Source organism: Mycolicibacterium sp. XJ879 (assembly GCF_053483935.1).
Map to the genome: position 1 here is coordinate 18,249 of NZ_JBEFTH010000021.1, position 26,128 is coordinate 44,376.

Here is a 26,128-nt window from a genome sequence, read left to right on the forward strand (position 1 = left end):
TAAGAACGTGGCAATTTTGGCCGCTGAAATGGTTACTGGCGAGTTCTACGCTTTAGTAACCGTGACTTCGGTAACGCGCGGTTCTGCGCGGGCCGAAGGCTTCTGGGACAAACGTCCTGCATGTAGGTGGTTACGGTGGAGTAAGGACAATTCCCCTGATCAAGGCAGTATTGTTATCGAATCGTTATCTAAGAATTTTCCACCCCGCTCGACCAGTGGGATCGGAGCCGCCGAAGCCGACAGCATGACCGGAATTGCCCACTTCGTCACGCCAGCCACCGAAGATCGTTTGCTGGAGTTACTTACTCTTCGGTAAGGTTTTGCTCCCCTTGCCCCTCGGGTGGTTCGAGCACGAGGTTGATGTCCGCGCCGGCACCTCCCCCTGCAACGCCCGGCGCCCTGTTTGCCGTGCTCGTAGGAGTTCGCGACCTGCTACGCGGGAGGCTTCTGCTGTTGTCGCAGCGCCTTGTCCAGCTCACTGGCCACCACCCGGCGCCACATATCGCGGTAATCCCGCACCGCCCTGCTCATCTCCTGAGGCTCCGGTGTCTCGGTGCCGAACCGGTCGGCCACGCATTCCTCGAGCACCGCGGCAAGTTCGTCTGCCATACCGGCGATCGCGGGCCGTGCCGTTTCGTAAATCCGCAGCAGCGCACGAACGTAGGGAAGGTGATCGGAGCTGCCGGCGATCACGTCGCCGATGGTGAGATCGGTGAGCACGACGGCGCCGTCGATGAGCTGGGCCAGTCCGTATTCGACCAGCCGCCGCGCCTCGTCGCCGTCGGGATCGATGTCGATGGCGGCCGGCGTGTCGGACCGGCCTTCATCGGCAGCGGCGGCGGCGGGCGGGCCGAGCACGGCACGTTGAATGCCCAGGATGTCGGCCAGATCCGCACCTTGGCGCATGCTCGTGAAGAATTCGGCGATGTGCGCTGAGTTGTAACCGCGACGATGCAGCTGGTTGATCGTGCGCAACTGCGACAGGTGGTAGTCGTCGTAGAACGCCGATCGTCCCACTCGGCGCGGCGGATCGAGCAAGCCGCGTTCGCGGTAGGCGCGGATGTTGCGGGCGCTGACGCCTGAAATCCGTGCAAGCTCTTCGAGTCGGTACTCAGCCAACCCGTACGCTCCCCGCCGCGCGCGGGGTGCACACCGATTCGACACCACCACGAATCATGCGACCACTGTAACCGCGATTAGGTAGCTGCGAGCGAAGTCAGCCATACCTCAGACTTCTTTGCTAGCTGTTGTTTGCAGAGCAGATAGCAGTATTAATTAGCCGTCACCATGGGTTGCGCACTGTGCAGGTGCTCAACTTTCAGCCAACTTCGAAATACCTCGCGGCGGGCCGGGAAACTGAGCTCCGCACCGCGCGATTGGCGCGGACAGGCGACGTTACGCAACGATGGTCCGGGCAGACATCACATCGATGGGTCAGCGAGGTTCGTTGTGCGTCCCTGGATCGTCTGGGCCACCGGACTGTTCGCATACATCATCGCCGTGCTGGACCGCACGACGTTGGGTGTTTCCGGCCTGGAAGCCGTTAACCGTTTTCAGGCCAGCCCGAGCGTACTGTCCACGTTCGTCGTCTTGCAGGTGGTCGTCTACGCCTGTGCCCAGGTCCCTGCCGGCGTGCTGCTGGACCGCTTCGGCTCCAAGACCCTGATCATCGCGGGCGCCACGCTGATGGCCTCAGGCCAGTTCGCGCTGGCGTTCACCGAGTCGCTGCCTGCCGCCATCGCGGCGCGGGCGGTGCTCGGTCTCGGTGATGCCGTCACGTTCATCTCGGTGCTGCGGCTGGTACCTCACTGGTTCAAACCGCGCCAGGTCCCGTTGGTGACCCAGCTGACCGGCATCTGCGGGCAACTGGGCCAAGTGCTCTCCGCCGTGCCGTTCTTCGCGCTGCTCAAGGCACAGGGGTGGACCACGGCCTACGCCTCGGTGGCGGCGCTGGGCGTGGTGTCGATCATCTTGACGCTGCTGCTCGTGAAGAACACCCCGCACGGCAACGTCGTCAAGGTCGAGACGGCCTCAGTGGTCGAAACCCTGGCGAGCGTGAAAACCGTGTGGTTACGGCCGGGCACCCGGTTGGGTTTCTTCACCCATATGGGCACGCAGTTCTCGGTGACGGTTTTCGCGCTGATGTGGGGCGTCCCCTACCTCACGGTCGGCCAGGGTGTCTCTGCCGGCACCGCGGGGGCTTTGTTGACGATCTCGGTTGCCGCCGCCATCTGGTCGGGGATCGCGATCGGGATCTTCACCGGCCGGCACCCCCACCGGCGCTCCCGGCTGGTGCTGGTGATCATCGCCAGCAACGCGCTGATCTGGTCGATTGTGCTGGCCCTGCCCGACCGGGCACCCCTATGGTTGCTGATCACGTTGGTGGTCGTGATCTCGGTCGGCGGACCGGGTTCGATGGTCGGCTTCGACTTCGCGCGAACGTTCAACCCGAGCGCCACCTTGGGCACCGCGCAGGGGATGGTCAACATGGGCGGGTTCGCCGCCTCGCTGTTGGTGATGCAGACGATGGGCCTCATCCTCGATGCTGCCGGGGGCTTCTCGTTCGAATCGTTCCGGCTCGCATGGACCGTCCAATACGCGATCTGGGTGATGGCCGTCGTCGGCATCCTGATCACCCGGCGTAAGGCCCGCCGCCTGATGGGACTCCAAGGCGCCGCACCCGAACTGATGCGGCAACGACTGCTTCTCGAGACGCTGGACGTGAACCCGCCCGACCGCGACTAGCGGTTGCGCGACGTCGAGCGCCGATTGGCCTTCTTGATGGCCGAGACCAATTCGTCCTTGTTCATGTTGGAGCGGCCCGAAATGTCCAGGCGCCGCGCGACATCCACGAGGTGCTTCTTAGATGCATTGGCATCCACACCCTCAGCGGTCTTCCCCTTGGCGTTGGGTCCGCCACTGCGCGCCCGCTGGTCCGACGGCCCCTTCTTGGACTTCGGTTCCCAGTGGTCGCCGACCTTTTCGTAGCTGTGCTTGAGCGCGCTGTAGGCGACCCGGTGGGCGCGTTGACCTTCGCCGTACTCCTTTACCGCCGCGTCGTGCGCCTTGGCGAAGGTGCGCTGCGCTTTGGCGTCCGACTTCTTCAGCGTGCTCGGCAACTCGCTCTTGCGAGCGCTTCCGCTCTTCGTCGTCTTCGGCATGATGGACCTCCTCGCTGCACTACTCGTCTTGGTGTTACGTCCAATGACCGCCTATCGGGTTCCCGGGCGTTCGCCCACTAAAACGTGCTAACCAAGTGACCGAGCGAGGGCTCATGCCGAAAGACGCGTAGCGGACTACGCGTGTGCGCGCCAGCCACCGGTTTCACGATCAGAACGTGGACCAGTACGCACTGCACCTGCTCGGTGGGTTCGCCGTGCAAACCGCCGACCGCACTGTGGACCTGCCGCCGGCTTGTCAACGGCTCGTCGCGCTGCTGGCGTTGAAACGCCGGCCGATGCACCGGCTGTGGGTCCGCGCCACGCTGTGGCCGCACACGCAGACCCGCAAGGCTGTCGCGAGCCTGCGGTCGGCCGTGTGGCGGATGAGCGTCGTCGAGACGCTGGGTCACGGCGCCGAAAAGCCGACGTCACACCATCTGCGCAACACCATCCGCTCGGTGCACACCGGCCGCCCGGTGATTCGACGCCAAATCCACTCCGGCGATCCGAGGGAACGGTGAGCGCCGTGCTGATGGTCAGCGTCGCGCTCGGCGTGCCGCTGGTCGCGATCGGCCTGTACGACCTGCAGGTCCGGCTCGAACAGTGGGATCACGACCGCCACGCAGAAGACTGAGGCACCGCGGTGCCAAGATACGAGGATGTGTGCGTCATCGGAGCCCTATGCCGTTGCGGTGGTGCTGGCCGCTGGCCTGGGTTCGCGGGTCGGCGCCGACGGCAACAAGGCCTACCTGCAGGTGGCCGATCGCGCCATGGTGGCCTGGTCGTTGGACACCCTGACACGCGTAGCCGACATTGCACGGATTGTGCTGGTGTACCGGCAGGGTGAACGCAACCTCGCCGAGCACACGGTGACGGATGAACTACCCAATGCCGCAGTGGAGTTCGTCGAGGGTGGGGCAAGCCGACACGCGTCGGAGTTCAACGTGTTGCGTTACCTGGCCGCCGACATCGAATCCGGGGCGATCGACGTGGTGCTGATCCATGACGCCGCCCGTCCGGTCGCAGGCCTCGACATGTTCGTCACCGCGGTGTCGGTCGCCCGCGAGTTCGGCGGCGCGGTCCCGGCGCTGCCCCTGCCGGACGCGGTGAGCGCCGCCGGCCGTCTCGAGGTGTCACGCCGCACCCAGACGCTGGTCCGGGTCCAGACGCCGCAGGCGTTTCGGGCCGCTGCCCTGCTGCAGGCTTATCGTGCTGCCGACGGCCAGCGGTTCGAAGGCACCGACACGTCGTCGTGCATCGAGGCGTTCACCGACCTGGAGGTGCGCACCTTCACCGGCGAACAACGCAATATCAAGGTGACCTACGCCCGCGATATCGCTGTCGCCGGACGCCTTCTCGCAGGCCCGGTCAGCTCGAATCCTGTCGCCGGCTCGCGATGATGGCCTCGAGGAACGCCGCGTCGGCGGGCAGGGCAGCGCGGAAGCCGTCGGGGTCACCGGCGACGACGGTGATTGGCACGCCGGCGCGGCCGGCCTCCTCGATCTCATCGAAGTGCTCGGCTGTGCGGCCGATGAGTAGCTGAGCCAGTTGCTCGACGGCGAAGCCGCGCGGGTATTGCGCGGCCGCCAGCGTTGACCGATCCACCGTGGTGATCACTGAACCGCTTGCGTCGACGGCCTTGACGCTGTCGGTGACCGGCAGGGTCGGCACCACGACACCGTCTGCCAAGCCAGCGATCACCCGGTCGCGCACCTCCGGCGACACCAGCGGTTGCCGGATATCGCCGACCAGCACATGCGTCGTCGAAAGCTTATGCTCCTGAAGGTATTCCAACCCTGCGCTCAGACACTGCGCCCGGGTGCCGGACGCGCCGGCCGCGGCGACTGCCACCGCAGAAAGCCCGCTGTCGGCAAGCGCGGCGTGCACGTCAGTGACCAGTGGTTCGGCCGCCGCCACCACAACCCGGGCCGGTTCGGCGACCGCGCCGAGCATGGCAGCCACGATCCGCACCAGGGGCGGCTGCCCGGCCAGCGGCAGAAAGGCGGACGCGGCGTTCTGTGCGACCGAATCCGGCAGCGGCACAATCGCCGAAAGCTTCACCGCCGCCGTGCCCCTAGACCGGGTCGAACTGCGCGATCAGCCAGCGCCCGTCGATCTTTTCCATGCCGACCTTGACGCTGCTGGCGGCGAACGCGCCGTCGGGGTTCTCCTTGCTGGTCGTCACCTGGTTGACGAACACCAGCACTTCAGCGGAATCCGGCTGCATTTCGGCGACCGCCGCTCGAACCACCGCCGCCGACGTCTTGACGTTCTTCTCCATGGCGGCCGGCCTGACGATTTGGTCGGTGAACTGCGTGTAGTACGAAAGGAACTCACCGGTCAGATTCGACTTCGCCGCCGCGAAATCCTCGTCAAGGCTATCCGGCGAGTACGACAGCATCGCGACAGTGCCGTTCTTGGCGGCCTCCAACATGACGTTGGCGGCCGCATCGTCGGTCTGCTGCATGGGCCGGTACAAGGTGAAGTAGATCCCCGCGGCCGCGCCCGCTGACGCGACGAGCGCGATGGCGACGAGGATGACGCCGAGATGGCGTCGCACGGCGCGCATCGAGCGCCGGAACGGGCCGGGCTCGGCGACCTTCGCGTCCGCGCTGGTCTCATCGGCGTCCTCGGCGGTCTCGTTTGTCGGCGCGGTGAGCTCGACGGCCTCGCTGGTCTCATCCACGGTCACGGTACGAACTCGACTTTCGACATCTTGATTTGGTCGCCGTCCCGCTGCAGGTCGACCGACAACCGCCACGCGCGTGGCTCCTGTTCGGCGCCTGCGGCGTTGGTCACCCGCGACGTGGCGGCAACCAGCACCACAGCCGAGTCCTGGCTCATCGTCTCAACCGCGGTCGAGTTCACCGTGACATCGGTGACCACCTTCGAGTCCTGGGCCACCTGAACGAAATCCTTCGCCTGGGCCTCGAAGTCCGTCCGGAATTGGCCGGTCGAGTTGTCGATGATGCGCTGCACGTCGGCTTCGGCGTTGTTAAAGTCCAGCGACATCAACGTCACAACGCTCTGCCGGCCCGCTGCGGCGTATTCCGCCTCCAACTTCTGGACGTCGCTGGCCTCGCGGTGCTGCCACACCATGTAGCCGCTGGCGGCCAGCAGCGCACCCGTGCAGAGAATGGCCAACGACATCGCGACCGCTTTGAGGATGCGGCCCCAGCGGCGAGGCGATCGGGCGGGCTGCGCTCGCGCTTCCCCGGGTTCGTCGGGTGCGGCGTCGACGGTGGCCTCAGCGGGCTCCTCGTCGGAGTCGGTTTTTTCGGCTTCGGCCTCTTCGGCGGCCTTCGCCTCTTCGGCGGCCTTTGCCTCTTCGGCGGCTTTGGCCTCCTCGGCTTCCTGGCGCATCCGGATCGCCCGTGCCCTGGCGCGCGCCGCCTCGGCGGCGGCCTCCGCCTCAGCCGCCTGCGCCTCTGCCTCCTCGGCCAGCGTCAGCGCCTCGGCCGTCTCCGATCCGCCCTCGGGGGTCGTCGGCTCCTCGACACCATCAGTGTCGCCCGCCGGCTTTCGGCGTCTCAATGACGGCACGGCGACCTCCTCGTTCTTTGGCGCACCACTGCTGAGAATGCGGTTATCCGGTTCTGAGTATCGCCGCGACGATACCCCCTCCACAGAGCCCGACCAAGACGGGTCTTCCTGCGGAAATGCTATTTACGGGCTGTGCTTGCGCTCAGCCGCTGTTGTCCTGAAGGCGGTCCTTCATCACCTTGCCGGTGGCGTTCATCGGCAGTTCGTCGAGGAACTCTACATATCGCGGCACCTTGAAGCCCGCCATTCTTTCGCGGCTCCACGCGATCAGGTCCTCGGCACTCACCGCGCCGGTGCCATCCTTGCGCACGACGAACGCCTTGCCCACCTGGCCCAACCGCTCATCGGGAACCCCGATCACCGCGGCCTGCACGACACCGGGATGCTCCAGCAGAAAGCCCTCGATCTCGGCGGGATAGGCGTTGAAGCCGCCGACGATGAACATGTCCTTCTTGCGACCGACGATGCGCAGACGTCCGGAATCGGTGAACTCGCCGAGGTCGCCGGTGTGCAGGTAGCCGTCGGTGTCGATCGTTTCCGCGGTCGCGACGGGGTCGTCGAGGTAGCCCTGCATGACGCCGTAGCCGCGCACGAGCACCTCGCCGTCGTCGGCGACGCGCACCTCGATGCCCTCGCACGGTAACCCGGCGGTGGTGGCGACGTCCTCGAACGTATCGCCAGGGCGCGACAGCGTGACGTTTCCGGTCTCAGTCAGGCCATACCCCGTCATCAGCGTCTGGAACGGAAGCTCGTCGTGGATCCGGCGAACCAATTCCACCGGAATATCGGCGGCCCCCGTGACGGCCGCCCGTAACGTCGCGAGCCGGTCCTTGTCGTCGACGGCGAGCAGCGAGTGATACAGCGTCGGCGGACCGGGCAGCATGGTGATCCGTTCGCGCTCGACGAGGTCGACGACCCGGTCGATGTCGAACGCCGCGACCGGCACCATCGTCGCGCCACGCAGGAACGACGCCACCAGGCCGGCCTTGAGCCCGAACGTGTGGAAGTACGGGTTGATCATCAGGTAGCGGTCGCCCTCGCGCAGGTCGGCGAGCGTCGCCCACTCCTCGTACATCCGCAGAGTCTGGCGGTGGTTCATCCTTGCGCCCTTGGGCCTGCCCGTCGTCCCGGAGGTGAAGATGATGTCGGAGATGTCGGTGCCGTCGATGCCATCGCACACGAAAGGTTTACCGCTGGACAGAAAATTGGATTTCAGGTCGAGCACGGGCGGTCGCCCGCCGGGCGTCGAAATAGGCACAGAGTAGTCCAGGCCGAGAAAGTCTTCTTGCACCAGAACGACTTTGGCGCCGCTGCGGCCGATGATGTCGGCGGCTTCCTCCGACTTGAACCGGGTGTTGACCGGAACCAGCACTCCGCCCGCGGTCAGCAGGCCGAAGGCCGCGATGATCCACTCCGCGGAGTTAGGCGCCCAGATCGCCGCCGGCTCACCTTTACCGATGCCTGCTTCGGCGAATGCCCCTGCCGCACAAAGGATCCGTTGCACCAGATCGACGTAGGACAAGCGCAGCGGACCGTCGACAACCGCTTCCGCGTCGCCGAAGCGGTCCGCTGCGCTCAAGACCATCTCACTGATGGTCTCCCAGCGTTCGTATGTCACACGGTGACGAGGCGGCCGAGGTTACCGCCCATGATCTTGGCCTGATCCTCCACCGACAGATGCTCGAGCGCGGTCACGTAGTGAGTGGGTTCGGCCAGGCCTTCCGGATGCGGCCAGTCCGAGCCGTACAGCACCTGCTCGACGCCGATCAGGTTGATCAGGTCGTCGATGCCCTCCTCGTAGAAGGGGCTGACGTGGATGCGGTTCTTGATCTCCTCGATCGGGTTGCCGGGGAACGCCTCTGGCGCCTTCTTGTACACCTCGGCCATCGAATCCAGCAGCGGGAACATCCACTTCGACCCCGCCTCGACGATCCCCACCTTCAGCTTGGGGTGCCGGAACAGCGCGCCGTGAATCACCCACGACGCCACCGCATCCTGGATGGGGCGCCACTCGTTGAGGATGGACATGGCGTTGGTCTGGAACGGCAGCATCTCCTGGGCCTCGCCATCCCACTCGGAGGTGTAGCGCGAGTAGCCGCTGTCCGAGGAGTGCATGCCGATGAACACGTCGTACTCGACGCAGCGCTCCCAGAACGGGTCGAACTCGGGCAGCGCGAACGAACGCGGTCCGCGGAAACCGGGCACCGGAGCGGGGCGGATCAGGATGGCGCGGGCACCGCGCTTGACGCACCACTCCAGCTCCTCGATCGCCTTCTCGACGATCGGCAGGGTGATCACCGGGGTGGTGAAGATGCGGTTCTGGTAGTTAAAGCCCCACACCTCGTCGAGCCATTGGTTCAGCGAGTGGATGATGACGTGGATGGCGACGGGGTCGTCGCGCAGCCGCTCCTCGATCAGGCTGGCCAGCGTCGGAAACATCAGCGAGCGGTCGATGCCGAGCTCATTCATCAGCTCCAGGCGCGGGCCAGGTTCGAAGAACGCCGGGATGGACCGCATCGGCTCGCCGAACAGTTCACGCTTGCTCTTACCGTCCGGGTTGCCGAACTTGAAGTACTCCTCCCACGCGCCCGGCTTGGCGACGTGAGAGAACGTCGGGTTGGGGATGTAGTTGCTGATCTGACCCTTGATCGCGATCTTGGTGCGGCCGTTGACCTCGACGTACTGGACGACGTCCTTGTACTCCTTCGGCAAGTACTTGGTCATCGCCTCCGGCGGTTCGTAGAGATGGTTGTCCGCATCGAACAGCGGAAACGGGATGTCGACCCGGTGCGAAAGTTGTCCCACGGAACACTCCTTTTCTTCTTACGAGAATCCTATTCTCATAAGCGTTCGGTTTGCAACGTCCATGTGTGCGTCGGGCGCGCCCGTTCAGTTCGCGAGAGTTACCCCAGGGCCGTGGGTCAACCTCACATCACGACCCTGGTGTACGCCTCGCGAGCGCAGGAGTGTCGGCCTCGTGCACGCGCTGACGGACCAAGAACTTCTGCACCTTGCCGCTCGCGGTGCGCGGAAAATCCTCCCCCTCGGGGATGCGGTGCAGTTCCTCGGGCCACTTCTGGATCGTGACGCCCGCCTGCCTGAAGTGCGTGCGGACTTCGTCGAGCGTCGGCATCCGGTGACCGTCGCGGATGCGCAACACGGCGGCGGTGCGCTCCCCCAACCGCGCATCGGGTGCGGCAACCACCACGGCCTCGGCAACGCTGGGCATGGCCAGCAGCACCTCCTCGACCTCGAGGGCCGAGATGTTCTCGCCGCCGCGGATGATGACGTCGGCCTTGCGGTCGGTGATGGTCAGGTAGCCGTCCTCGTCGAGCACGCCGATGTCACCGGTGTGGTACCAGCCGTCGTCGTCGAACGCACGCTTGGTGAGTTCGTCGTCGGTGTAGCCCAGGCACAGATCCGGTCCGCGGGAAAGGATTTCGCCTTCGTCGGTGAGCCGGATCTCCACACCGGGACGCGCGTTGCCGTCGGTGTAGAGCCGCTTGTCCTTGGGTGCCGACGGCCGCGATCCGGTGATCGACGGATGCTCGGTGCTGCCATAGGACCGGAACACGAACATGCCCATGTCGGCGAGTCGGCGCGTCACCGCCGCAGGCACCGTCGACCCGCCGAGACCGACGGTGGTGAACCGCGCGCGGTGCGCATCAGTGCAGTCCGGGTGGTCGAGCAGGCTGGTGACGAAATATGGTGGGCCGCCGCCGATCGACACCCCCTCGGTTTCCATGAGTTTGAGTACCTTGCCCGGATCCCATACGTCGCACAGATCGATCGGCGCGCCCTCGAGGACCGGGATGAGAAACGCGCCGACCATGCCGATGAAGTGGCCGACCGGTGTGGCCGTCAGCTGCCTGCCGCGGTCTTTCGGGTAGTTCTCCAGCAGCTGGCGCGTCTCGAAGCCCAGGGTCTGGTGGCTGTGGATGACGCCTTTGGGCTTGCTGGTGGTGCCCGAGGTAAAGGCGATCAGCGCCGGGCCGGCCGGGTCGGCCGGCACTGTGCCGGGCATCGGCTCGTCGGCCAGCAAATCGTCGAAGTTCTCGCCCACCAGACCGATGACCGGGATGTCAGTGCACAGGTCGGGCGCGAACCGCATCCGGCCGAACTCCTCGGCGGTGACGAACACCTTGGGCCGCGAGGCGGACAGGATGTGGCTCAACTCGTTGCGGCCGTAGAAGTGCACGATCGGCACCACGACCGCGCCGAGGAACGTCGACGCCCAGAACGTGACGGCGGCTTCCATCCAATTCGGCAGTTGCATGGCGACCACGTCGCCGGGTCTGACGCCTCTGGCGCGCAAACCGGCGGCCAACCGACGGGCAGCGAGCTCCACATCGGCGAATGTGCCTGCGAACGGCCGGATATCGGAGTGCACGCAGAAGCCGGTGCCGGGATGAGCCGCCAGGTTGCGTGCCAGCAGATCGCCGAGCGTGTCCGGGGTCCACCACCCCTGTTGCTCATAGCGCGTCGTCAGCTCGACGGGGATGTTTCGCATCGACCTCTGCTCTTCGGGTGTTCTTCGCGCCACCGGGCCATCGGAGGCGATGCTATTCTCCAATTCTGAGAATGCCAATACCGCACATGGAGAATGGTTGATGGTCGAGCTCGAGTGGGACGGCGCGTTGGCGGTCATCACGATCGACCGTCCGGAGGCGCGCAACGCAATCGCGCCGCAAACCATGGAGCAGTTGGACAAGGCGCTCGACGGAGCCGAGGGTGCCGGCGCCTTGGTCCTCAAGGGTGCAGGCGATCGGGCGTTCGTATCCGGCGGTGACCTCAAACAACTGGCGGCCATCCGCACCGAGGAGGACGCCGCCGCGATGGCCTGGCGGATGCGCTCGGTGTGCGATCGGATCGCGGCCTTCCCCGCGCCCACCGTCGCCGTGCTGAACGGGCATGCGCTCGGCGGCGGCGCCGAGTTCGCGGTGGCTGCCGATATCCGGCTTGCCGCCGCCGACATCAAGATCGGCTTCAACCAGGTCGCGTTGGCGATCATGCCCGCGTGGGGCGGCGCCGAGCGGCTGACCGCGCTGGTCGGCTACAGCAAGGCGCTGCTATTGGCGGGTACCGGCACCATCCTCGAGGCCGCCGACGCCGAACGCGTCGGGCTCATCGACCGCGTACTGCCCCGCGAGTCGTTCGAGGAGGCGTGGCGAACGATCGCCCGGCAGTTGGCCACCCGTCCCGCCGGCGAGGTCAAGCGCGTGATGCGCGGCGTCTCGACCACCGAGGCGGTCACCGCGTTCGCGCGGTTGTGGGTCGCCGACGAGCACTGGGCGGCTGTCGACGACATGCGCGCGAAGTAGCGCGACAAGTAGCCGCTGCTGCTATCTCGGCGACATGACCTCAGCCGCCGAGGGTGCGGATCGGGTCGCCGCCGTCCCAGGCCGCGGCGGCGTCGCTGACGAACTGCGCCATGCCGGTGGTGATCTCGGTCAGCTCCATGATCTCGATGACGGCCGCCGGGCGGTTCGGCGGTTCGACGTAAGCGAACCGGGTGCCGACGTCCTCGCCGCCCGACCACACCACCGGCCAGCCCGCCGCCGACACCGCCTCCATGGTGGCGTCGAAATCGACTGCCCAGTAAGCGAGCTGGTGAAACCCTTCACCACGCGCTGCCAAGAACTCAGTGAACACACTCGGCGTCTGGTCTTCTTGCTGGATGAGCTCGACCTGCAACTCGCCGCTGTTGGACAACGCCAACGACTGCGTGATCTGACACGGTTCGCCGCGATAGCTCGCAGTGAGCGTCAGCCCGCGCATCACGAACCACGGGCCGACACCAAGCTCTAGCCAGCCTGTCAACGCCCTGTCGAGATCGCTGACGACATAACCAATCTGGCGGACGGGGCCGGGCAGGATCGTCACGTCAGCGTGCCCTCTTGACAACGAAGTCAGTGCACGCCGCGCTGATCATCTCGGCGAGCGTGCGGCGATCGATCGTCCACACCGGCGATGCCGTCGCTCGGTTGTTCTCGCCGATACCCTCGGATGCACCGGCGATCAGTGCCCATGGCCCGTACTTGTTGCAAAAGGGTGCGTCGGTCACGGCGCGGTGCCGGCCGCGCTCATCACCCGCGCGATGTTGGTGGTTCGCTTGTTGATGCGCCAGCCGTCGGCGGTGCGGGTGAGCTCGTCGTCGTAGTGGCCGAGGGCGTCGATCCAGCTGTTGGCGTCACCGGGCACCGCCATGAGCACCGCGCGCACATAGGACCGCGCGGTGGCCCGGTCGCCGTCGAGGTCGACGACGATGTTGGAGATCCGGTGATACGTCTGGCCCATGCCGTCGTGCACCTGCTTCATCAACTCGGTGAACCGGTCGGCATCGGTGAACGTGCCGAGGTCGCCGTAGTCGATGTCGACCTCGTCGGTCCAGCAGGTACGGAACAGCGCCCAGTCTTTGAAGTCGATACCGGTCGCGTAGCGAATCAGCACCTCGGCGATCTCAGCTTTGTCGGCGTACACGGCCGAAGGCTAGCACCTGTTCTCTCTAGACGAGAACGTCATTTCCAATTATGGTCAACCACGTGTCGACCCAAATTGCGCTCGCGCCCGAAATCTCCACCTGGCCCGACGAGAACCCCCAACTGATCGGAAGCAGTTGCGGCGCCTGCGGGGCCACCGCCTTCCCGGTGCAGCAGCGCTGCCCCAGATGCAGTGCGGCCGACATGTCGCAGGTCAAGCTGCCGCGTCGCGGCACGCTGGTGGCGTGGACGACGCAGGGCTTCCCGCCCGGCCCGCCCTACAAGGGCGCAGGCGGTAAGGACTTCGTGCCGTTCGGCGTGGGCCTGGTCCAACTCGACGACCTGATCCGCGTCGAGGGTCGGCTCACCGAGAACGACCCCGCCAAACTGCAGTTCGGCATGGACGTCGAACTGACCATGGTGCCGTTCACCACCGACGACGACGGCAACGAGGTCGTCACGTTCGCGTTCAAGCCGGTTTAGAAAGGACCAACCGCATGGGCAACGCCACAACCACAGTCGCGATCATCGGCGTGGGCCTGCACCCCTTCGGCCGGTTCGACAAGACCGCGATGGAGATGGGCGCCGACGCCATCCACGCCGCGCTCGCCGACGCGGGCGTGGAGTGGAAGGACATCCAATTCGGCTTCGGCGGCAGCTACGAGGTGTCCAACCCCGACGCCGTCACCCGCCTGGTCGGGCTGACCGGCATCACGTTCACAAATGTGTTCAACGCGTGCGCGACAGCGGCCAGCGCGATCCAGCAGACCGCCGACACGATCCGGTTGGGCAAGTACGACATCGGTATCGCGATCGGCCTGGACAAGCACCCGCGCGGCGCGTTCACCGACGATCCGGCCAAGCTGGCGCTGCCGCAGTGGTACGCCGAGAACGGACAGTTCGTCACCACCAAGTTCTTCGGCATGAAGGCCAACAAGTACATCCACGACCACAACATCAGCCAGGCCACGCTGGCCAAGGTGGCCGCCAAGAACTTCCGCAACGGGGAGCGCAACCCGAATGCGTTCCGCCGCAAGCCGATCTCCGAAGAGGAGATCCTGAACTCGGCGGTGCTGAACTATCCCCTGACCCAGTACATGTTCTGTGCGCCCGACGAAGGGGCCGCAGCCGTGATCATGTGCCGCGGCGATATCGCGCACCACTTCACCGATAAGCCGGTTTACGTGCGCGCCAGCGAGATTCGGACGCGCACGTTCGGTGCCTATGAAGTGCACGCGACGTCGGCGCCGCTCGACGAGGATCCCTCGCCCACGGTGTATGCGGCCAGGGCCGCCTACGAGGCCGCGGGCATCGGCCCCGAAGACGTCGACATCGCGCAGTTGCAGGACACTGACGCCGGCGCCGAGGTGATCCACATGGCCGAGACGGGCCTGTGCGCCGACGGTGAACAGGAGAAGTTGTTGGCCGACGGCGCCACCGAAATCGGCGGGTCGATGCCCGTCAACACCGACGGCGGGCTGATCGCCAACGGTGAGCCGATCGGCGCCTCGGGGCTTCGACAGGTCCATGAACTGGTGCGTCAGCTGCGCGGAGAAGCCGGCGAACGTCAGGTGCCGGGTACTCCGCGGGTGGGGCTGGCACAGGTCTACGGCGCACCGGGCACCGCATCGGCGACGATTCTGACCCTCTGATGCACAAGGCGATTCGGGCCTTTTCCCGAAACTATAGATTTAGGATTCGGAAATGATGTTCGCGCCGGTAGATCTCGTCAGTGCCCGACGTCGGCTGGTGTCGCTCCTGTCGGCGGTGCTCGTGGCGGGCGCCGGGGTGCTGGCCGCCGCCGCCACCTCACATGCGCAGCCGGCGCCACCGCCGCCTGCGCTGCACAACGTCAAGTACACGGTGTTCGCCGAGCAACCGTTCAACGTCGCGATCTACTACCGCGACACCGATCCGCCGAATTGGGCGGACTACAGTCACAATCCGTACGTGTTCAGCCCCAAGGTCGAAGCCCATGTCGGCCCCGACCAACAGTGGGTGCTCGACGTCATGCTGGCCAACCCCAACGAGTGGGCGATGGTCACCGCGACCAGCGGCCCGTCATCTGATAAGCCGAACATTCACTGCGTGCTCGCCGTGGACGGCGTCGTCGTGTCCACCGATGCCGGATCCAAGGGCGCGCTCTGCTCGATCCGTAACTGGTGACCGTCGCCGTCGACCTCGGGAGGTTCGCCCTCGAGGCGACGAAGCCACTGCTCGCAGAACTCCAGAATCTCCATGTGCCCGGTCGACATGCCGAGCGCTTGCTCCACCACCAGGGCCTGCGACACGCTGGTCGCGAACATGGTCCAGACCACCGGGGGCACGTCGGCGGTCTCGACGCCGTAGCGCGCGAGAGCGGCGGCGATCGCCTTGTTCTGCTCTTCGCGGAAACGTTCGGCGTAGTAGACGATCTCGGCGCGCAACGCCTTGCGGTGGTTGGCCAACCCCATGAATTCCATCGTCAGCCGGGTGGCCTCCGGCCGGGTGCTGAACCGCCACAGCGCCCACAGTGGCTTCGGCGACGCCAGGGCGTTCGACAACACGGTGAACCCCGCCTCGGCCATGCGGCGGAAGACCGCAAGAAACAGGTCTTCCATCGTGCGGAAGTAGTAGTGCACGAGTTGCGGTTTGAGGCCCGCTTTCTCGGCGACCCGGCGAGAGGTCACCGCGGCGTATCCCTCTTCGAGCAGCAGTTGTTCGGCCGCGTCGATCAGCACGCCGCGGTTCTTCGCTTCCGGCGCCCCGATTCTTCGCGCCGATGCCATCGCACTCCCCCACTTCGTCATTTCGGCTCCGACACGCAGATGTTAGACGCCGCCGGGCCGTGTTCTCTTGACCATGACTCTACCGCCATGCTAAGCAGGTGCTCAGCATATTTCGTTTCTCGCATGCGTGCGTCGGCATAAACCCTGGGTTCCTGGAGGAAGCGCTTCACATGACCACTGATTTCGACTCCGTCGACTACTTCACCGATCCTTCGCTGGTGCCGGACCCTCACCCGTACTACGACCACGTTCGTGCGAAGGATCCGGTGTGTTGTCCGATCAACAACGGCGTATTGGCCGTCACCGGCTGGGAAGCGGCCAACACCGTCTACCGGGACAGTGAGAACTACTCGTCGTGCGTCGCGGTGATGGGCCCGTTCACGCCGTTGCCGTTTCAGGCCGAGGGCGACGACATCTCCTCGTTGATCGAGCAGCACCGCACCGAGATTCCGATGTACGAGCACATGGTCACGATGGATGCGCCGCAGCACACCGATGCGCGCTCCATCCTCGCCCGACTGCTGACCCCCAAGCGGCTCAAGGAGAACGAGGACTTCATGTGGCGGCTCGCCGACCGCCACATCGATGAGTTCATCACCGACGGCAAGTGTGAGTTCCTGGCTGCCTACGCCAAACCGTTCTCGCTTCTGGTGGTCGCCGACCTGCTCGGCGTTCCCGAGTCCGACCACAACGAGTTCCGCGAGGCGTTTGGTGCCGAGCGGCCCGGAACGAACATCGGCAGCCTCGACCACGAAGTGATCGCCGAGAACCCGCTGGCGTGGGCCGACGAGAAGTTCGCCCGCTACATCGAGGAGCGTCGCGAATCACCCCGCGACGACGTGCTCACCTCCATCGCGACCGCGAAATACCCGGACGGCTCCACCCCGGAGGTCATCGACGTCGTCCGCACCGCCACGTTCCTGTTCGCCGCCGGCCAGGAGACCACCGCGAAACTGCTGGGCGCCGCACTGCGGATCCTCGGCGACCGCCCCGACATCCAGCAGCAGTTGCGCCAGGACCGCAGCCTGATCCCCGTGTTCATCGAGGAATGTCTGCGGATGGACAGCCCGGTCAAGAGCGTGTTCCGATTGGCCCGCAAGACAACGACTCTCGGTGAGACGCCGGTGCCGGCCGGCACGACGGTGATGGTCAGCCCGGGTGCGGCCAACCGTGACCCCAAACGGTTCGACGACCCGCACGAGTTCAAGTTGGATCGGCGCAACGTCCGTGAGCACATCGCGTTCAGCCGCGGCATCCACTCGTGCCCGGGCGCGCCGCTGGCCCGGGTGGAGGGCCGGGTGTCGATCGAGCGGATCCTGGATCGGATGATCGACATCCGCATCAGCGAGGAGAAGCACGGCCCGATCGACGCACGAGAGTACGTCTACGAGCCGACGTTCATCCTGCGCGGCCTCACCGAACTCAACATCGAGTTCACGCCGGCGGACTGAACCTGGGTGCTCACCCCCAGCGCGAGCAGACGCAAAGGGTCCCAATCTCGTCGAGAAATGGGCCATTCTGTGTCTGCTCGGCGAGAAAAGCGGGACTAGGCGTTGCCGCCGTACTCCCAGGCGGTTCTGCCGTCTCGGGTATTGCAGCTGAGGAACAGTCCGTCCGGCGCCTGGGCGACGTCACCTTCCATTCCCACGCACAGCGCGCCCTCGTTTTTGACCCCGTGCATCTCGGGTGAGCGGAACCAGCGCGGTTCGTAGCGACGCGGTGAACCGCAGAACACCAGTCGACCCCACGACGTCACCCCGAACACGTAGTGGGTGGTGTTGCTGCAGTAGGACCCCAGCACGATGCCTGGCGCGATGCCGGGGGTGCAGGCCGGGTTGTTGCAGTCGGCCGCGGGCGGCGGTGGTGGCGGCTGAGCGGGCGCTGACGGTGCAGCGATGACGGTGCCAACCGTCGCCAAGGCAGCAGACATTGCGCCGATAAATCGCACCAAGCTATCTTCACATGTCGCGGAACGAAATTCTCGCTTTCGGAGAAGACAAGTACCGGCACCGCGATAGGCTGACCGTATGCGGAAAGTCGGTGCAGCGGGCCTGGTGTCAGCGGCTGTCGTCGCGAGCGGTGTCGTGCTCGGAAGTGTAATCGCGGTGGCGCCGGCGCACGCGTCGGATTACGGAGTCGAACTCAACGGCACCTATCGGGTGATGTCAGATGGCGAGTGGGCCAGGACCAACGAGGTGTTGATCGACCAGGAGACCGTGATCGAGACCTGGACCGTCTCCACCGATTGCGTGAGCCCGATCGAATGCGAAGGCACCGTCGTAAGCGACCGGGGCTGGACCGGCACGGCGCGCCTCGAAGACTTCTGGTACGTCGACCACGACATCCCCAACTGGATACCGTGCCCCGACGGCACCTTCGCCCCCGGACATCAGAAGTTCATCCTGTTCGGCATCGACCCCACCACCAGCGAACGGCAGACGAAGAACATGACCTACTTCGGGGGCCGCAATCAGACGAAAGGGCCAAGCGGCGCCTGCGGGGTCAACAAACCCGTGGTCATCGAGATGCCCGTGCGGATGGAAAAGATTTCCTGATCAGTTCGGCAGCAGGTCTTTCCACGACCTGGGCTGCGCTCCCGCTGTCACATTCTTCAGCTGCTCCACCCGGCCGTCGGGTGTCAGGTATTCACCCGTCTCCGGGTTGTAGGTGGTAACGGCCACCGACGGCCCCGCCGCGGAACCGTTGCCGCCGTGCGCGCTTGGCGTCGCGGGCACCGCACCGTCCGGGGCCGGCGGTGCCGGGATCGGCGTCCCGTTCACCGAGTTGCCCGGCGGAGGCGGTGGCGGAGCGACCGGCGGCGGCGCGACCACAGGTGTCCCCTGCGTACCGGGCGGGGAAACGGGTGGCTTACCGCGCGGAACCGCACCCGGCGGCAGCGGGGTGCCCCCGATCGGGGCGTGGATCCGCTCCTGGAAATCCACCCGATCATCGACCGGGATGCCCTGCGAGATCAGGTTCGGGTCAATCGGATACGCACCCGTGTAGTGCTGGCGGATGGCCAGCGGCTGATAGCCCTTGGGGTCATCGCAGAGTTGGACGGTGGGGGCCCGCTTACCCGGATGCTCGATACACGGGTAGTTACGGGCACCGCGGACGCTGATCGGAGAGTCCTGCGGCAGTTTGCAGTACAGCCCGTCCGGGGTGTCGATCGTGGTTACGTCCTCGGGATTTCGCCACTGCGACGGCGGTAGGAAGCCGACCGTGCACGCTGGCGGGTCGCCGATGGTCAACGCGAAATCGCCCGACGGAAGCCCGGTGGGGTTGTTGGTCGGAAGCCCGAACGACTGCTGGGCCGCGATGATTCCGGGGAAGATGACGATCAACTGTTCCAGCGACGGGTTGTACGTCGCGAGGACCTGGCCCACGGTGGTGAGGTTCGCCAGCAGGATCGGCAGCGTCGGCTTCACATCGGTGAGCAGCTGCGATACCTCTTGGGCAAAGCCGGGTCCACGCTGCAGCAGCGCGCGGATCTCCGGATCGTTCTGCTCGAGCTGTTGTGTCACACCCGACAGGCTGCGCGCCCACGTCCGGATTGCATCGGCGGTCTCCACCTGTGAATCCAGAAGGGGCCCAGTGTCGTCGATCAGTGACCGCGTCTGGTCGGAGACGGCGTTGGCGTCGCCGGTGATCGTGGCCGCGGAATCGAGCAGCGACTGAAGATCGGGCCCTGCGCCGTTGAACGCCTTGAACGACTCGTCGAGCAGGTCGTCGATGCGGTCACCGGGGATGCTGTCGACCAGCTTGCTCACCTGATCGAGCATCGGTCCCACTTCCTGCGGGATCGTGGTGTTCTCCACCGGGATCACCGAGCCGTCCTGCAGGTACGGACCATCGTCGGTGCGGGGACGCAGGTCCACATACTGCTCACCGACCGCCGAAACGCTACGGACCTCGGCCTGCAGATCCGCGGGGATCTTCGGCGAAGTGTCAAGCGACAGCGTTGCTTCCGCGCCGTCCTCGGTCAGCGCCACCGAGGTGACTTTGCCGATCTGCACACCGCGGTACGTCACGTTGCCGAAGCGGTACAGCCCGCCGGCGGCCGGCAGTTCCACCTTCACGGTCAACCGGCCGACACCGAGCAGGGTCGGCACCTGCATGTAGACGAACAGCATCACCGTGACGCCGACGATTGACGCGATGGTGAAGATGATCAGCTGGTTTCGAACGAAACGGGTCAACATCGTCAGCGACCGCCTTCCACCGGCGGTGCCGGCAATCCAGCTTGCGCTTCGGCTCCGTATGGTCCGGCGAAGATCTGTGACGTGGTGGTCACCGGCGCCGACGGCAACCAGGGCGCGGCCGGCGGTGGCGGGGACACCGGCAGCAACGGTCCGTTCACCCGCGGCGTCACCTCGCCCGGCGGCGCATCGGGCGGCGGCGGAATCCCTTCGGCGGGCGGGGGCGCAACACCCAGCGTCATCGGGCTGTACGAGTAGTTCGCCCAGTACGGATCCCCAGGTGCCGGAATGAGTTTGGCGTTCTCGTCGCCCCACCGGGTGCCAAGCAACAACGTCTTCTTCAGCCGCGGATAGGTCAGGTCGAACGTGGCGAACAGGTTGATGTAGTCACCCCTGGTGATCCGGTCGGCGAACGTCGGACCATAGGGAAACGCGGTGGCCCACAACAACGCAAGGTTCAGATCTGGCCCGATGTCGGCGATGGCACCGAGGGCTGGGCCGAGGTTCTCCAGATCCTTGACGAGGTCATCGCCCGCGTCGTTGACCAACGTGGTGGCGGTGTCGCCGAACTGGCCGAGCTTCTCCAGCGCGGTGGTGAGGTTGGGGCGTTCCTTGATCAGCACATCGATCGCCGGCGGAATCTCCTTGAGCGCACGGTCGATCACGTCGCGTTGCCCGGCGAACGTACCTGCGACCCGGTTCAGCTGCGTAATGGTGGCGATGATGTCATCACGTTGGGTGTCGAGTACGCCGATGAAGTTGTCGAGCCGCGTGAGCAGTTCGCGGATTTCGGGTTCACGCCCCGAGATCGCGGTGCTGAAGTTGTGGATGACGTCACCGATCTGGCCCAACCCGCCGCCGTTGACGACCATCGACAACGACGACAGCGTGCGTTCAGTGGACGGGTAGGTCGATGATTCACTGAGTGGAATGGTGGCGCCGGGTTGCAGCCGGCCGCTGGGCTCTTCGCCCAGCGGCGGGTTGAGCGCCAGATGCATAGAGCCCAACAGGCTCGTCTGCCCGACAGAGGCCACCGCGTTGGCCGGTATGACGACGTCGGGTTTCACCGAAACCTCGACGTTGGCATGCCAGTTGTCCACGGTCATCTTGCCGACGCTGCCGACGACGACGTCGTTCATCATCACCGGCGAGTTGGATTCCAGCGTCGCGACGTTCGCAACCTCGACGTGGTAGGTGACCGCGTCCGCGCCACGGCCCACCGCTCCGGGCAACGGCAGTGAGTTGATGCCTTGGAACGAACACCCGGTCAGACCGATGGCAGCGCACGACACTGCGACGGTCAACCGCTTGATCCCGATGATCATGACGGCGGCGTCCCTTCAGCCGGCAGGAGTGGGGTGTTGGGTGGCACGGGCCCAGGTGGCGCACCTGGCGCCGGGGTGGGCGGGAGCAGCATTCCCTCGACGGACTGCGGCTGCGCCGGGATGTTCGAGACGATGTGGGGCGGGCCCGGAATCGGTGCACCGGGATACAGCGCCGGCGAGGGGGTCGCGGGAGCGTCACTGTCGGGCATATAGATTCCGGGCGGCCCCGGTGGCGCTCCCCAGCCCGGTGGCGGTGGCACATCGCCCATGCCGGTGTAGGCCGACACGGTCGGCGGTGGCTCGGGCGGATCGTTCGGACCCGCACCGCCGGGCGCTAGCTTGGGGTCGGTGTAGATGATCCGCTCGGGGTTGACCGCAGGTCGCAGGTAGGCGTTGATCGGCAACGGGATCTGGTTGGCGCTGAGCAGTCGCATGGCCGGACCGAGATAGTTCGCGCAGAGTTTGGCCGTCTCGGGTGCGGTGGTGTTCGCCACCGCACCGATCATGCTGCAGAAGAACAGAACCGGGCTCGAGAAGTTGTTGAGGGAGAACGCTCCGGTCACCGCGCCGCCGTTGGGATAGTAGATGTTCTGGAAGTTGGCGATCGCGTTCGGCGTGATGTGCAGGACGTTCTCCAGATCGGTCTGGTGGTCGACGAGAACCTGGGTGACGTTGGCCAGCCGCTGGACCTGTTCAGTGGTCTCGGCGCGGCTGCCCGCGACGAAGCGCTGCACCTCACCCATCGCTACCGACAGCTCGGAGACCGCCGCGTCCAGATCGGAACGGCTCTGGTCGAGCACACTGCTCAACGTGGCCAGTCGGTTCTCGAACAGCACGATCTGCTGCTTGCTGTCGCGCAGCGCGCTGACGAAAACCTGCAGGTTCTTGATGATATCGACGATGTTGCCGCTGCCTTCGGCGAAAACCCGTGCAGCGCCCGACAGTTGGGCCAGCGTCTCACGCAGCTTTTCGCCGTTGCCCTCTCCGAGCGCGTTCGCCGCGCTGTCGATGAATCTCGACACCGAGGTGTCCGACACCCCGGTTTGGGGTCCCAGTTCAGTTGCCAGCCGCATCAGCTGGTCCTTCACCTCGTCCCACTCGACGGGGACAGCGGTGCGGTCAGCGCCGATCACGGCACCGTCGCGCATTTTCGGCCCGTCCCCGTTGCGATAGGCCGGTGTGAGCTGGACATAGCGGGCTGCGACGAGGTTCTGCGCGACGATGACGGCCTTGGCGTCGGCCGGAACGGGCACGTCGTGGTCGATCTCGAGGGTCATCTTGGTCTGGGTGCCCTCGGGCTTGATGGCTGTGATGGTGCCGACGGCCACACCTGCAACCCGTACCTCGTCGCCGGGGTAGATGGCGGTCGCGGTCGGGAAGTAGGCCGTGACGGTGTACGGACCGAAGAACGCCTGTCGGGCGAGGTAGACCGCGCCGGCGACCAGTCCGACGGCCAGCAGGAGCGCCGTGCCGGTCGCCAGCCGCTTACGGGTTGCCATCATGGGGAAGATCTCCTGGCTGCGGAATGCTGTTGACGGGGAACGGGAGCTCCGCGCGTGGCCCGGCGTTGTCGGGCGGCTGGCCGGCGTCCACGCCGCGGCGGAAGCCGAAGGCGTAGTCCATGAACGGCTGGAGCAGGTCCGGCGGTAGCGGAATCATGTTGGGGATCAACGCGTTGTAGTACGCCCCGTTGGACACGATTTCGCCTTGGGTCAAATAGTATTTCGACGCACCGGGCAGCATTTTGGCGAGGTTGTCGCGGTTCTTCTCCAACATCGCGGTCACCTCGTTGAGGTGCTCCAGGATCGGCGTCAACTGTTCCTCGTTGTCGGCAACCAGAGCCGTCAGTTCCTGCGACACCGTCGCCGTGTTGGCGAGCAGCCGGGTGATCGCATGACGACGCTCGTTGACCACCGCCAGCAGATCGTTGGCGTTGAGGATCAACGCGTTGACCTGCTGGCTGCGTTCGGAGAAGATACCGGTCACTTCACCCGCGGTCTTCAACAGCTCAGCCAGGCTTTCGTTGCGGTTGTTGAGCGACCGCGACAGCCGCGACAGCCCGTCGAACGTCGGTCCCAGCTGCGGGGCGATCTGGTCGAGGGTCTCGGCCAGAGTGTCCAGCGACTGGTTGAGGGATTCGGTGTCGGTGGCCGCGGTGTTCGCGGTCAATTCGCTAACCGCATCGGTCAGCGAATACGGTGACGATGTACGCGTGGTCGGAATGACCTGACTGCGGTCTAGCGTGCCGCTTCCGCCGGACTCCAGAGCCAGCACCCGCTCGCCCAGCAGCGTTCCGGTGCGGATGTGTGCGGTGGTGTCCGAGCCGAGCGCGTAGCGGCCGTCGATGGTGAAACCGACCAGCGCGTCGCCGTTTTCGAGTTCGATCGACGAAACCGACCCGACTTTGATGCCGGACACGGTCACGTCGTTGCCGACGCTGAGCCCGCCGGCCTCGGTGAACAGCGCTTCGTATCGCAGCGACGTCGCCCACTGGTACAGCCGTTCGGGCTGTAGCCCCACGGCGATGACGAGGATGATCAGGACGACGCCGATGAAGCCTGCCCTGATGAGTTGGGACCCGCGGTATTTTTGCATTTACTCGTCCACGCACCTTCCCGTTTCTTGCTTGATCCATGGGAAGACCACGGTTTCGCCCTCGAGCGAACTCGCGCGGAAGGTGACCCCGCAGATGTAGTACGGGAAGAACGCGCCGTACGAGCCGACCCGCGCGAGCTTGCGGTAGATCTCGGGTAGGCGCTGGATGGTGGCGTCCAGGCGCTCCAGGTCGTTGTTGACCAGCGGAGCGAGCCGATCCAGCGAATCCACGGTGCCTGCCAGCGGTTCACGCGCCCGTCCCAGCAGATCGGCTAGTGATGCGGTGCCGCTGTCCAGTGCGGTGATCGCCTCGCCGATGGGATCGCGGTCCGAGGACAGCCCGCTGACCAATTGCTCGAGCCGGTCGATCGCACCTGAGAACTCGTCACCATCTGTTGCCAGCGTGTCCAGCACTATCCGGAGTTCGTCGATCAACTGCTCGATGACCGCGTTGTTGTCGGCCAGCGAGTTGGTAAACGTCGATGTCTTCGAAAACAATGATTCCAGCGTGCCACCCTGACCCTGCAGAATCTGCACCAGCGAGCCGGTGAGGGCGTTGACGTCTTGTGGGTTCAAGCCCTGGATAACGGGTTTGAGGCCGCCGAGCAGCAGGTCGAGGTCCAGTGCCGGCGCCGTGCGGGCCTCCGGTATCTGGCCGCCGGCCGGCAGGATTTTCGCCGCACCTGGGGCGTCGACGAGCTCGAGATAGCGGTCCCCGACCAGGTTCAGGTAGCGGATCGTTGCCTTGGTGTTCGTCGTCAGTCTGGTGTCGCGGTCGGTGTCGAACGAGACCAGAACCTTCTTGTCGTCCAGCAGCGACACGCTGCGCACGGTGCCGACGCGGACGCCGGCGATACGCACGGTGTCGCCGGACTCCAGCCGGGAGGCATCGGTGAAGACCGCCGAATATTCTTCTGTCGCTCCGGTTCTCGATTCGCTGAACACGACGAACAGGAACGCGGTCAGCACCGCCATGACGACGCCGAACACCAGGAATTTGATCAGCGTGGGAGTTGAGCGCGTCATCCCGGCATTCCAATCTGGGCGGTGTTTCGCGGCGGCCCGTCGAGCGGCCCGAACAACCAGTTCTTGAGCCCCTCGGAGTTCAGCAGGATGCCCGAGTTTCCGTACTGGGCGGGGTTGGAGCCGACGTCGCCGACGACCAATGGCGGGACGAAGTTCGGCGGCAGTTCCGGCAGGCCGAGCTCCGCACAGTAGTCGGCGCCGCCGCTGCTGGCCGCGACCTTCGGCAGGTCCCCGGGATAGCGGTAACGCTCGACGCCGAGCGTCAGACCGGCGTTCACGAGGACGCCGGAATACTGCGGCGGGGATTTGGCGAACGGGACGAGGCCGCCGATGCCGCACCGCACCGACTCGCGGTAGTCGTTGAGCAGCGTGGTGGTAGGCACGAGCACCTGGGCCACGTCGGTGAGGGCTGCGGCGTTGGAGCCGATGACGTCGTTGCCGATATCGGCCAGACCGATTGTGCTGATGAGAAATTCGTCGAGGTTCTGCTGTTCGTCGACGATGGAGTTGCTCACCGCAATGGTGTTCTGGATGGTCGAGAGCAGGTCCGGCGCCGCATCACCGTAGGCGTCCAGAGTCGGGACGGCGGCCTCGATGTCGTGGGCCAGGTTCGGCAGGCTCGGTTCGATCTTGGCCAGCAGCGCGTTGAAGTCGACCAGCGTCTTGCCGATCTGCTGTCCGCGGCCGTTGAAGGCTGTCGCGATCGCCCCGAGGGTTTCGTTGAGCTTGGCCGGTTCGATCTTGTCCAGCACGGTAACCAGCTGTTGGAACACGGTATTGACTTCGACCATGACGTGCTCGCCTTGGAGCACCTGGCCGGCGTGCAGCGTCTGCTGTGACGGCTGCCGCGGGGCGTCGAGTTGGACGAACTTCGCGCCGAACAGGGTGGAGGACGCAATCTCGACGTTGACGTTTTCGGGGATGAGGTGCAGCTGCGAGGGGTCCATCTCGAGCGTCAGCTCGGCGGTGCCGTCTGGGCGTGAGGCGATCGACTTGACGCTGCCGACTTGCACACCGCGCATCTTCACTTTG

The 26,128-nt window shown here is 65.5% G+C and carries 28 protein-coding genes; 9 read left to right on the plus strand and 19 right to left on the minus strand.

Annotation, left to right across the window (positions count from 1 at the left end; all coding sequences use genetic code 11):
* Nucleotides 1–432 precede the first annotated feature (432 nt).
* On the minus strand, nt 433–1,119 hold the full coding sequence (locus tag ABQF13_RS25020; protein ID WP_448395501.1) for a MerR family transcriptional regulator: 687 nt from the start codon (nt 1,117–1,119) through the stop codon (nt 433–435).
* A gap of 330 nt (nt 1,120–1,449) precedes the next feature.
* Here ABQF13_RS25020 and ABQF13_RS25025 point away from each other — a divergent pair, with 330 nt between their 5' ends.
* On the plus strand, nt 1,450–2,745 hold the full coding sequence (locus ABQF13_RS25025) for an MFS transporter (RefSeq protein ID WP_448395502.1): 1,296 nt from the start codon (nt 1,450–1,452) through the stop codon (nt 2,743–2,745).
* Here ABQF13_RS25025 and ABQF13_RS25030 read toward each other — a convergent pair.
* Nucleotides 2,742–3,161 carry a ChaB family protein gene (locus ABQF13_RS25030; protein ID WP_448395503.1) on the minus strand — a complete coding sequence of 140 codons (420 nt, stop codon included), beginning with the start codon at nt 3,159–3,161 and terminating at the stop codon, nt 2,742–2,744. The two genes, ABQF13_RS25025 and ABQF13_RS25030, sit on opposite strands and share 4 nt — an antisense overlap.
* 176 nt (nt 3,162–3,337) lie before the next feature.
* On the opposite strand from ABQF13_RS25030, the gene ABQF13_RS25035 reads away from it, so the two are divergent.
* Together ABQF13_RS25035 and ABQF13_RS25040 are read left to right on the plus strand one after the other, a co-directional pair.
* The gene (locus ABQF13_RS25035; RefSeq protein WP_448395504.1) at nt 3,338–3,682 is read left to right on the plus strand and encodes an AfsR/SARP family transcriptional regulator; all 345 of its coding nucleotides are present in this window, start codon (nt 3,338–3,340) and stop codon (nt 3,680–3,682) included.
* Between the two features lie 138 nt (nt 3,683–3,820).
* Entirely contained in the window at nt 3,821–4,561 is a 741-nt protein-coding gene (locus tag ABQF13_RS25040) for an IspD/TarI family cytidylyltransferase (RefSeq protein ID WP_448395505.1), read from the plus strand.
* On the opposite strand, the gene ABQF13_RS25045 is transcribed toward ABQF13_RS25040, so the two are convergent.
* The 6 genes from ABQF13_RS25045 to ABQF13_RS25070 form a co-directional block, all read right to left on the minus strand.
* On the minus strand, nt 4,530–5,222 hold the full coding sequence (locus ABQF13_RS25045; protein WP_448395506.1) for an IspD/TarI family cytidylyltransferase: 693 nt from the start codon (nt 5,220–5,222) through the stop codon (nt 4,530–4,532). The two genes, ABQF13_RS25040 and ABQF13_RS25045, sit on opposite strands and share 32 nt — an antisense overlap.
* A 13-nt stretch (nt 5,223–5,235) precedes the next feature.
* The gene (locus ABQF13_RS25050; protein ID WP_448395507.1) at nt 5,236–5,853 is read right to left on the minus strand and encodes an Rv1363c family protein; all 618 of its coding nucleotides are present in this window, start codon (nt 5,851–5,853) and stop codon (nt 5,236–5,238) included.
* On the minus strand, nt 5,850–6,704 hold the full coding sequence (locus ABQF13_RS25055; protein WP_448395508.1) for an Rv1363c family protein: 855 nt from the start codon (nt 6,702–6,704) through the stop codon (nt 5,850–5,852). The genes ABQF13_RS25050 and ABQF13_RS25055 overlap by 4 nt, the downstream gene beginning before the upstream one ends.
* Before the next feature lie 142 nt (nt 6,705–6,846).
* On the minus strand, nt 6,847–8,322 hold the full coding sequence (locus tag ABQF13_RS25060) for a FadD3 family acyl-CoA ligase (protein ID WP_448395509.1): 1,476 nt from the start codon (nt 8,320–8,322) through the stop codon (nt 6,847–6,849).
* Nucleotides 8,319–9,509: an amidohydrolase family protein gene (locus ABQF13_RS25065; protein ID WP_448395510.1), complete on the minus strand. Its 1,191-nt coding sequence runs from the start codon at nt 9,507–9,509 to the stop codon at nt 8,319–8,321. The genes ABQF13_RS25060 and ABQF13_RS25065 overlap by 4 nt, the downstream gene beginning before the upstream one ends.
* Nucleotides 9,510–9,636: 127 nt before the next feature.
* Entirely contained in the window at nt 9,637–11,214 is a 1,578-nt protein-coding gene (locus tag ABQF13_RS25070; RefSeq protein ID WP_448395511.1) for an AMP-binding protein, read from the minus strand.
* Between the two features lie 100 nt (nt 11,215–11,314).
* On the opposite strand from ABQF13_RS25070, the gene ABQF13_RS25075 reads away from it, so the two are divergent.
* Nucleotides 11,315–12,025, plus strand: coding sequence for an enoyl-CoA hydratase/isomerase family protein (locus ABQF13_RS25075; RefSeq protein WP_448395512.1), 711 nt, complete (start codon nt 11,315–11,317; stop codon nt 12,023–12,025).
* Between the two features lie 40 nt (nt 12,026–12,065).
* Here the strand turns inward: ABQF13_RS25075 and ABQF13_RS25080 are convergent, their stop codons facing one another.
* Genes ABQF13_RS25080 through ABQF13_RS25090 form a run of 3 tightly spaced genes read right to left on the minus strand, consistent with a single transcriptional unit; the run spans nt 12,066 to nt 13,184 of the window.
* Nucleotides 12,066–12,587 (minus strand): VOC family protein, encoded by a 522-nt coding sequence (locus ABQF13_RS25080; RefSeq protein ID WP_448395513.1) that lies wholly within the window; start codon nt 12,585–12,587, stop codon nt 12,066–12,068.
* Between the two features lies 1 nt (nt 12,588).
* Complete coding sequence (locus ABQF13_RS25085) at nt 12,589–12,768, minus strand: hypothetical protein (RefSeq protein WP_448395514.1); 180 nt, start codon at nt 12,766–12,768, stop codon at nt 12,589–12,591.
* Nucleotides 12,765–13,184 carry a nuclear transport factor 2 family protein gene (locus ABQF13_RS25090; protein ID WP_448395515.1) on the minus strand — a complete coding sequence of 140 codons (420 nt, stop codon included), beginning with the start codon at nt 13,182–13,184 and terminating at the stop codon, nt 12,765–12,767. The genes ABQF13_RS25085 and ABQF13_RS25090 overlap by 4 nt, the downstream gene beginning before the upstream one ends.
* 50 nt (nt 13,185–13,234) lie before the next feature.
* On the opposite strand from ABQF13_RS25090, the gene ABQF13_RS25095 reads away from it, so the two are divergent.
* The 3 genes from ABQF13_RS25095 to ABQF13_RS25105 are packed head-to-tail and all read left to right on the plus strand — an operon-like array spanning nt 13,235 to nt 15,349.
* Complete coding sequence (locus ABQF13_RS25095; RefSeq protein WP_448395516.1) at nt 13,235–13,666, plus strand: Zn-ribbon domain-containing OB-fold protein; 432 nt, start codon at nt 13,235–13,237, stop codon at nt 13,664–13,666.
* Between the two features lie 14 nt (nt 13,667–13,680).
* Nucleotides 13,681–14,835 (plus strand): thiolase family protein, encoded by a 1,155-nt coding sequence (locus tag ABQF13_RS25100; RefSeq protein WP_448395517.1) that lies wholly within the window; start codon nt 13,681–13,683, stop codon nt 14,833–14,835.
* A gap of 52 nt (nt 14,836–14,887) precedes the next feature.
* Nucleotides 14,888–15,349: an Rv2576c family protein gene (locus tag ABQF13_RS25105; protein WP_448395518.1), complete on the plus strand. Its 462-nt coding sequence runs from the start codon at nt 14,888–14,890 to the stop codon at nt 15,347–15,349.
* On the opposite strand, the gene ABQF13_RS25110 is transcribed toward ABQF13_RS25105, so the two are convergent.
* Nucleotides 15,265–15,951, minus strand: coding sequence for a TetR/AcrR family transcriptional regulator (locus tag ABQF13_RS25110; RefSeq protein WP_448395528.1), 687 nt, complete (start codon nt 15,949–15,951; stop codon nt 15,265–15,267). The two genes, ABQF13_RS25105 and ABQF13_RS25110, sit on opposite strands and share 85 nt — an antisense overlap.
* A 170-nt stretch (nt 15,952–16,121) precedes the next feature.
* On the opposite strand from ABQF13_RS25110, the gene ABQF13_RS25115 reads away from it, so the two are divergent.
* Nucleotides 16,122–17,402, plus strand: a complete 1,281-nt coding sequence (locus ABQF13_RS25115) for a cytochrome P450 (protein ID WP_448395519.1) — start codon at nt 16,122–16,124, stop codon at nt 17,400–17,402.
* Nucleotides 17,403–17,497: 95 nt separating this feature from the next.
* On the opposite strand, the gene ABQF13_RS25120 is transcribed toward ABQF13_RS25115, so the two are convergent.
* Nucleotides 17,498–17,881: a hypothetical protein gene (locus ABQF13_RS25120; protein ID WP_448395520.1), complete on the minus strand. Its 384-nt coding sequence runs from the start codon at nt 17,879–17,881 to the stop codon at nt 17,498–17,500.
* A 97-nt stretch (nt 17,882–17,978) separates the two neighbouring features.
* Between ABQF13_RS25120 and ABQF13_RS25125 the strand changes: the two genes are divergently transcribed.
* The gene (locus tag ABQF13_RS25125) at nt 17,979–18,506 is read left to right on the plus strand and encodes an Rv2253/PknI dimerization domain-containing protein (protein ID WP_448395521.1); all 528 of its coding nucleotides are present in this window, start codon (nt 17,979–17,981) and stop codon (nt 18,504–18,506) included.
* Here ABQF13_RS25125 and ABQF13_RS25130 read toward each other — a convergent pair whose 3' ends face one another.
* The 6 genes from ABQF13_RS25130 to ABQF13_RS25155 all read right to left on the minus strand — a co-directional run.
* Entirely contained in the window at nt 18,507–20,153 is a 1,647-nt protein-coding gene (locus ABQF13_RS25130) for an MCE family protein (RefSeq protein WP_448395522.1), read from the minus strand.
* A 2-nt stretch (nt 20,154–20,155) separates the two neighbouring features.
* Complete coding sequence (locus ABQF13_RS25135; protein ID WP_448395523.1) at nt 20,156–21,475, minus strand: MCE family protein; 1,320 nt, start codon at nt 21,473–21,475, stop codon at nt 20,156–20,158.
* Nucleotides 21,472–22,977 (minus strand): MCE family protein, encoded by a 1,506-nt coding sequence (locus ABQF13_RS25140; protein WP_448395524.1) that lies wholly within the window; start codon nt 22,975–22,977, stop codon nt 21,472–21,474. The genes ABQF13_RS25135 and ABQF13_RS25140 overlap by 4 nt, the downstream gene beginning before the upstream one ends.
* Nucleotides 22,961–24,070, minus strand: coding sequence for an MCE family protein (locus tag ABQF13_RS25145; RefSeq protein ID WP_448395525.1), 1,110 nt, complete (start codon nt 24,068–24,070; stop codon nt 22,961–22,963). Before ABQF13_RS25145 ends, ABQF13_RS25140 begins: the two co-directional genes overlap by 17 nt.
* Nucleotides 24,071–25,096 carry an MCE family protein gene (locus ABQF13_RS25150; protein ID WP_448395526.1) on the minus strand — a complete coding sequence of 342 codons (1,026 nt, stop codon included), beginning with the start codon at nt 25,094–25,096 and terminating at the stop codon, nt 24,071–24,073.
* Nucleotides 25,093–26,128, minus strand: a 1,036-nt coding sequence (locus ABQF13_RS25155) for an MCE family protein (RefSeq protein WP_448395527.1), incomplete at its 5' end; no start/stop codon positions are given. The genes ABQF13_RS25155 and ABQF13_RS25150, both read right to left, overlap by 4 nt.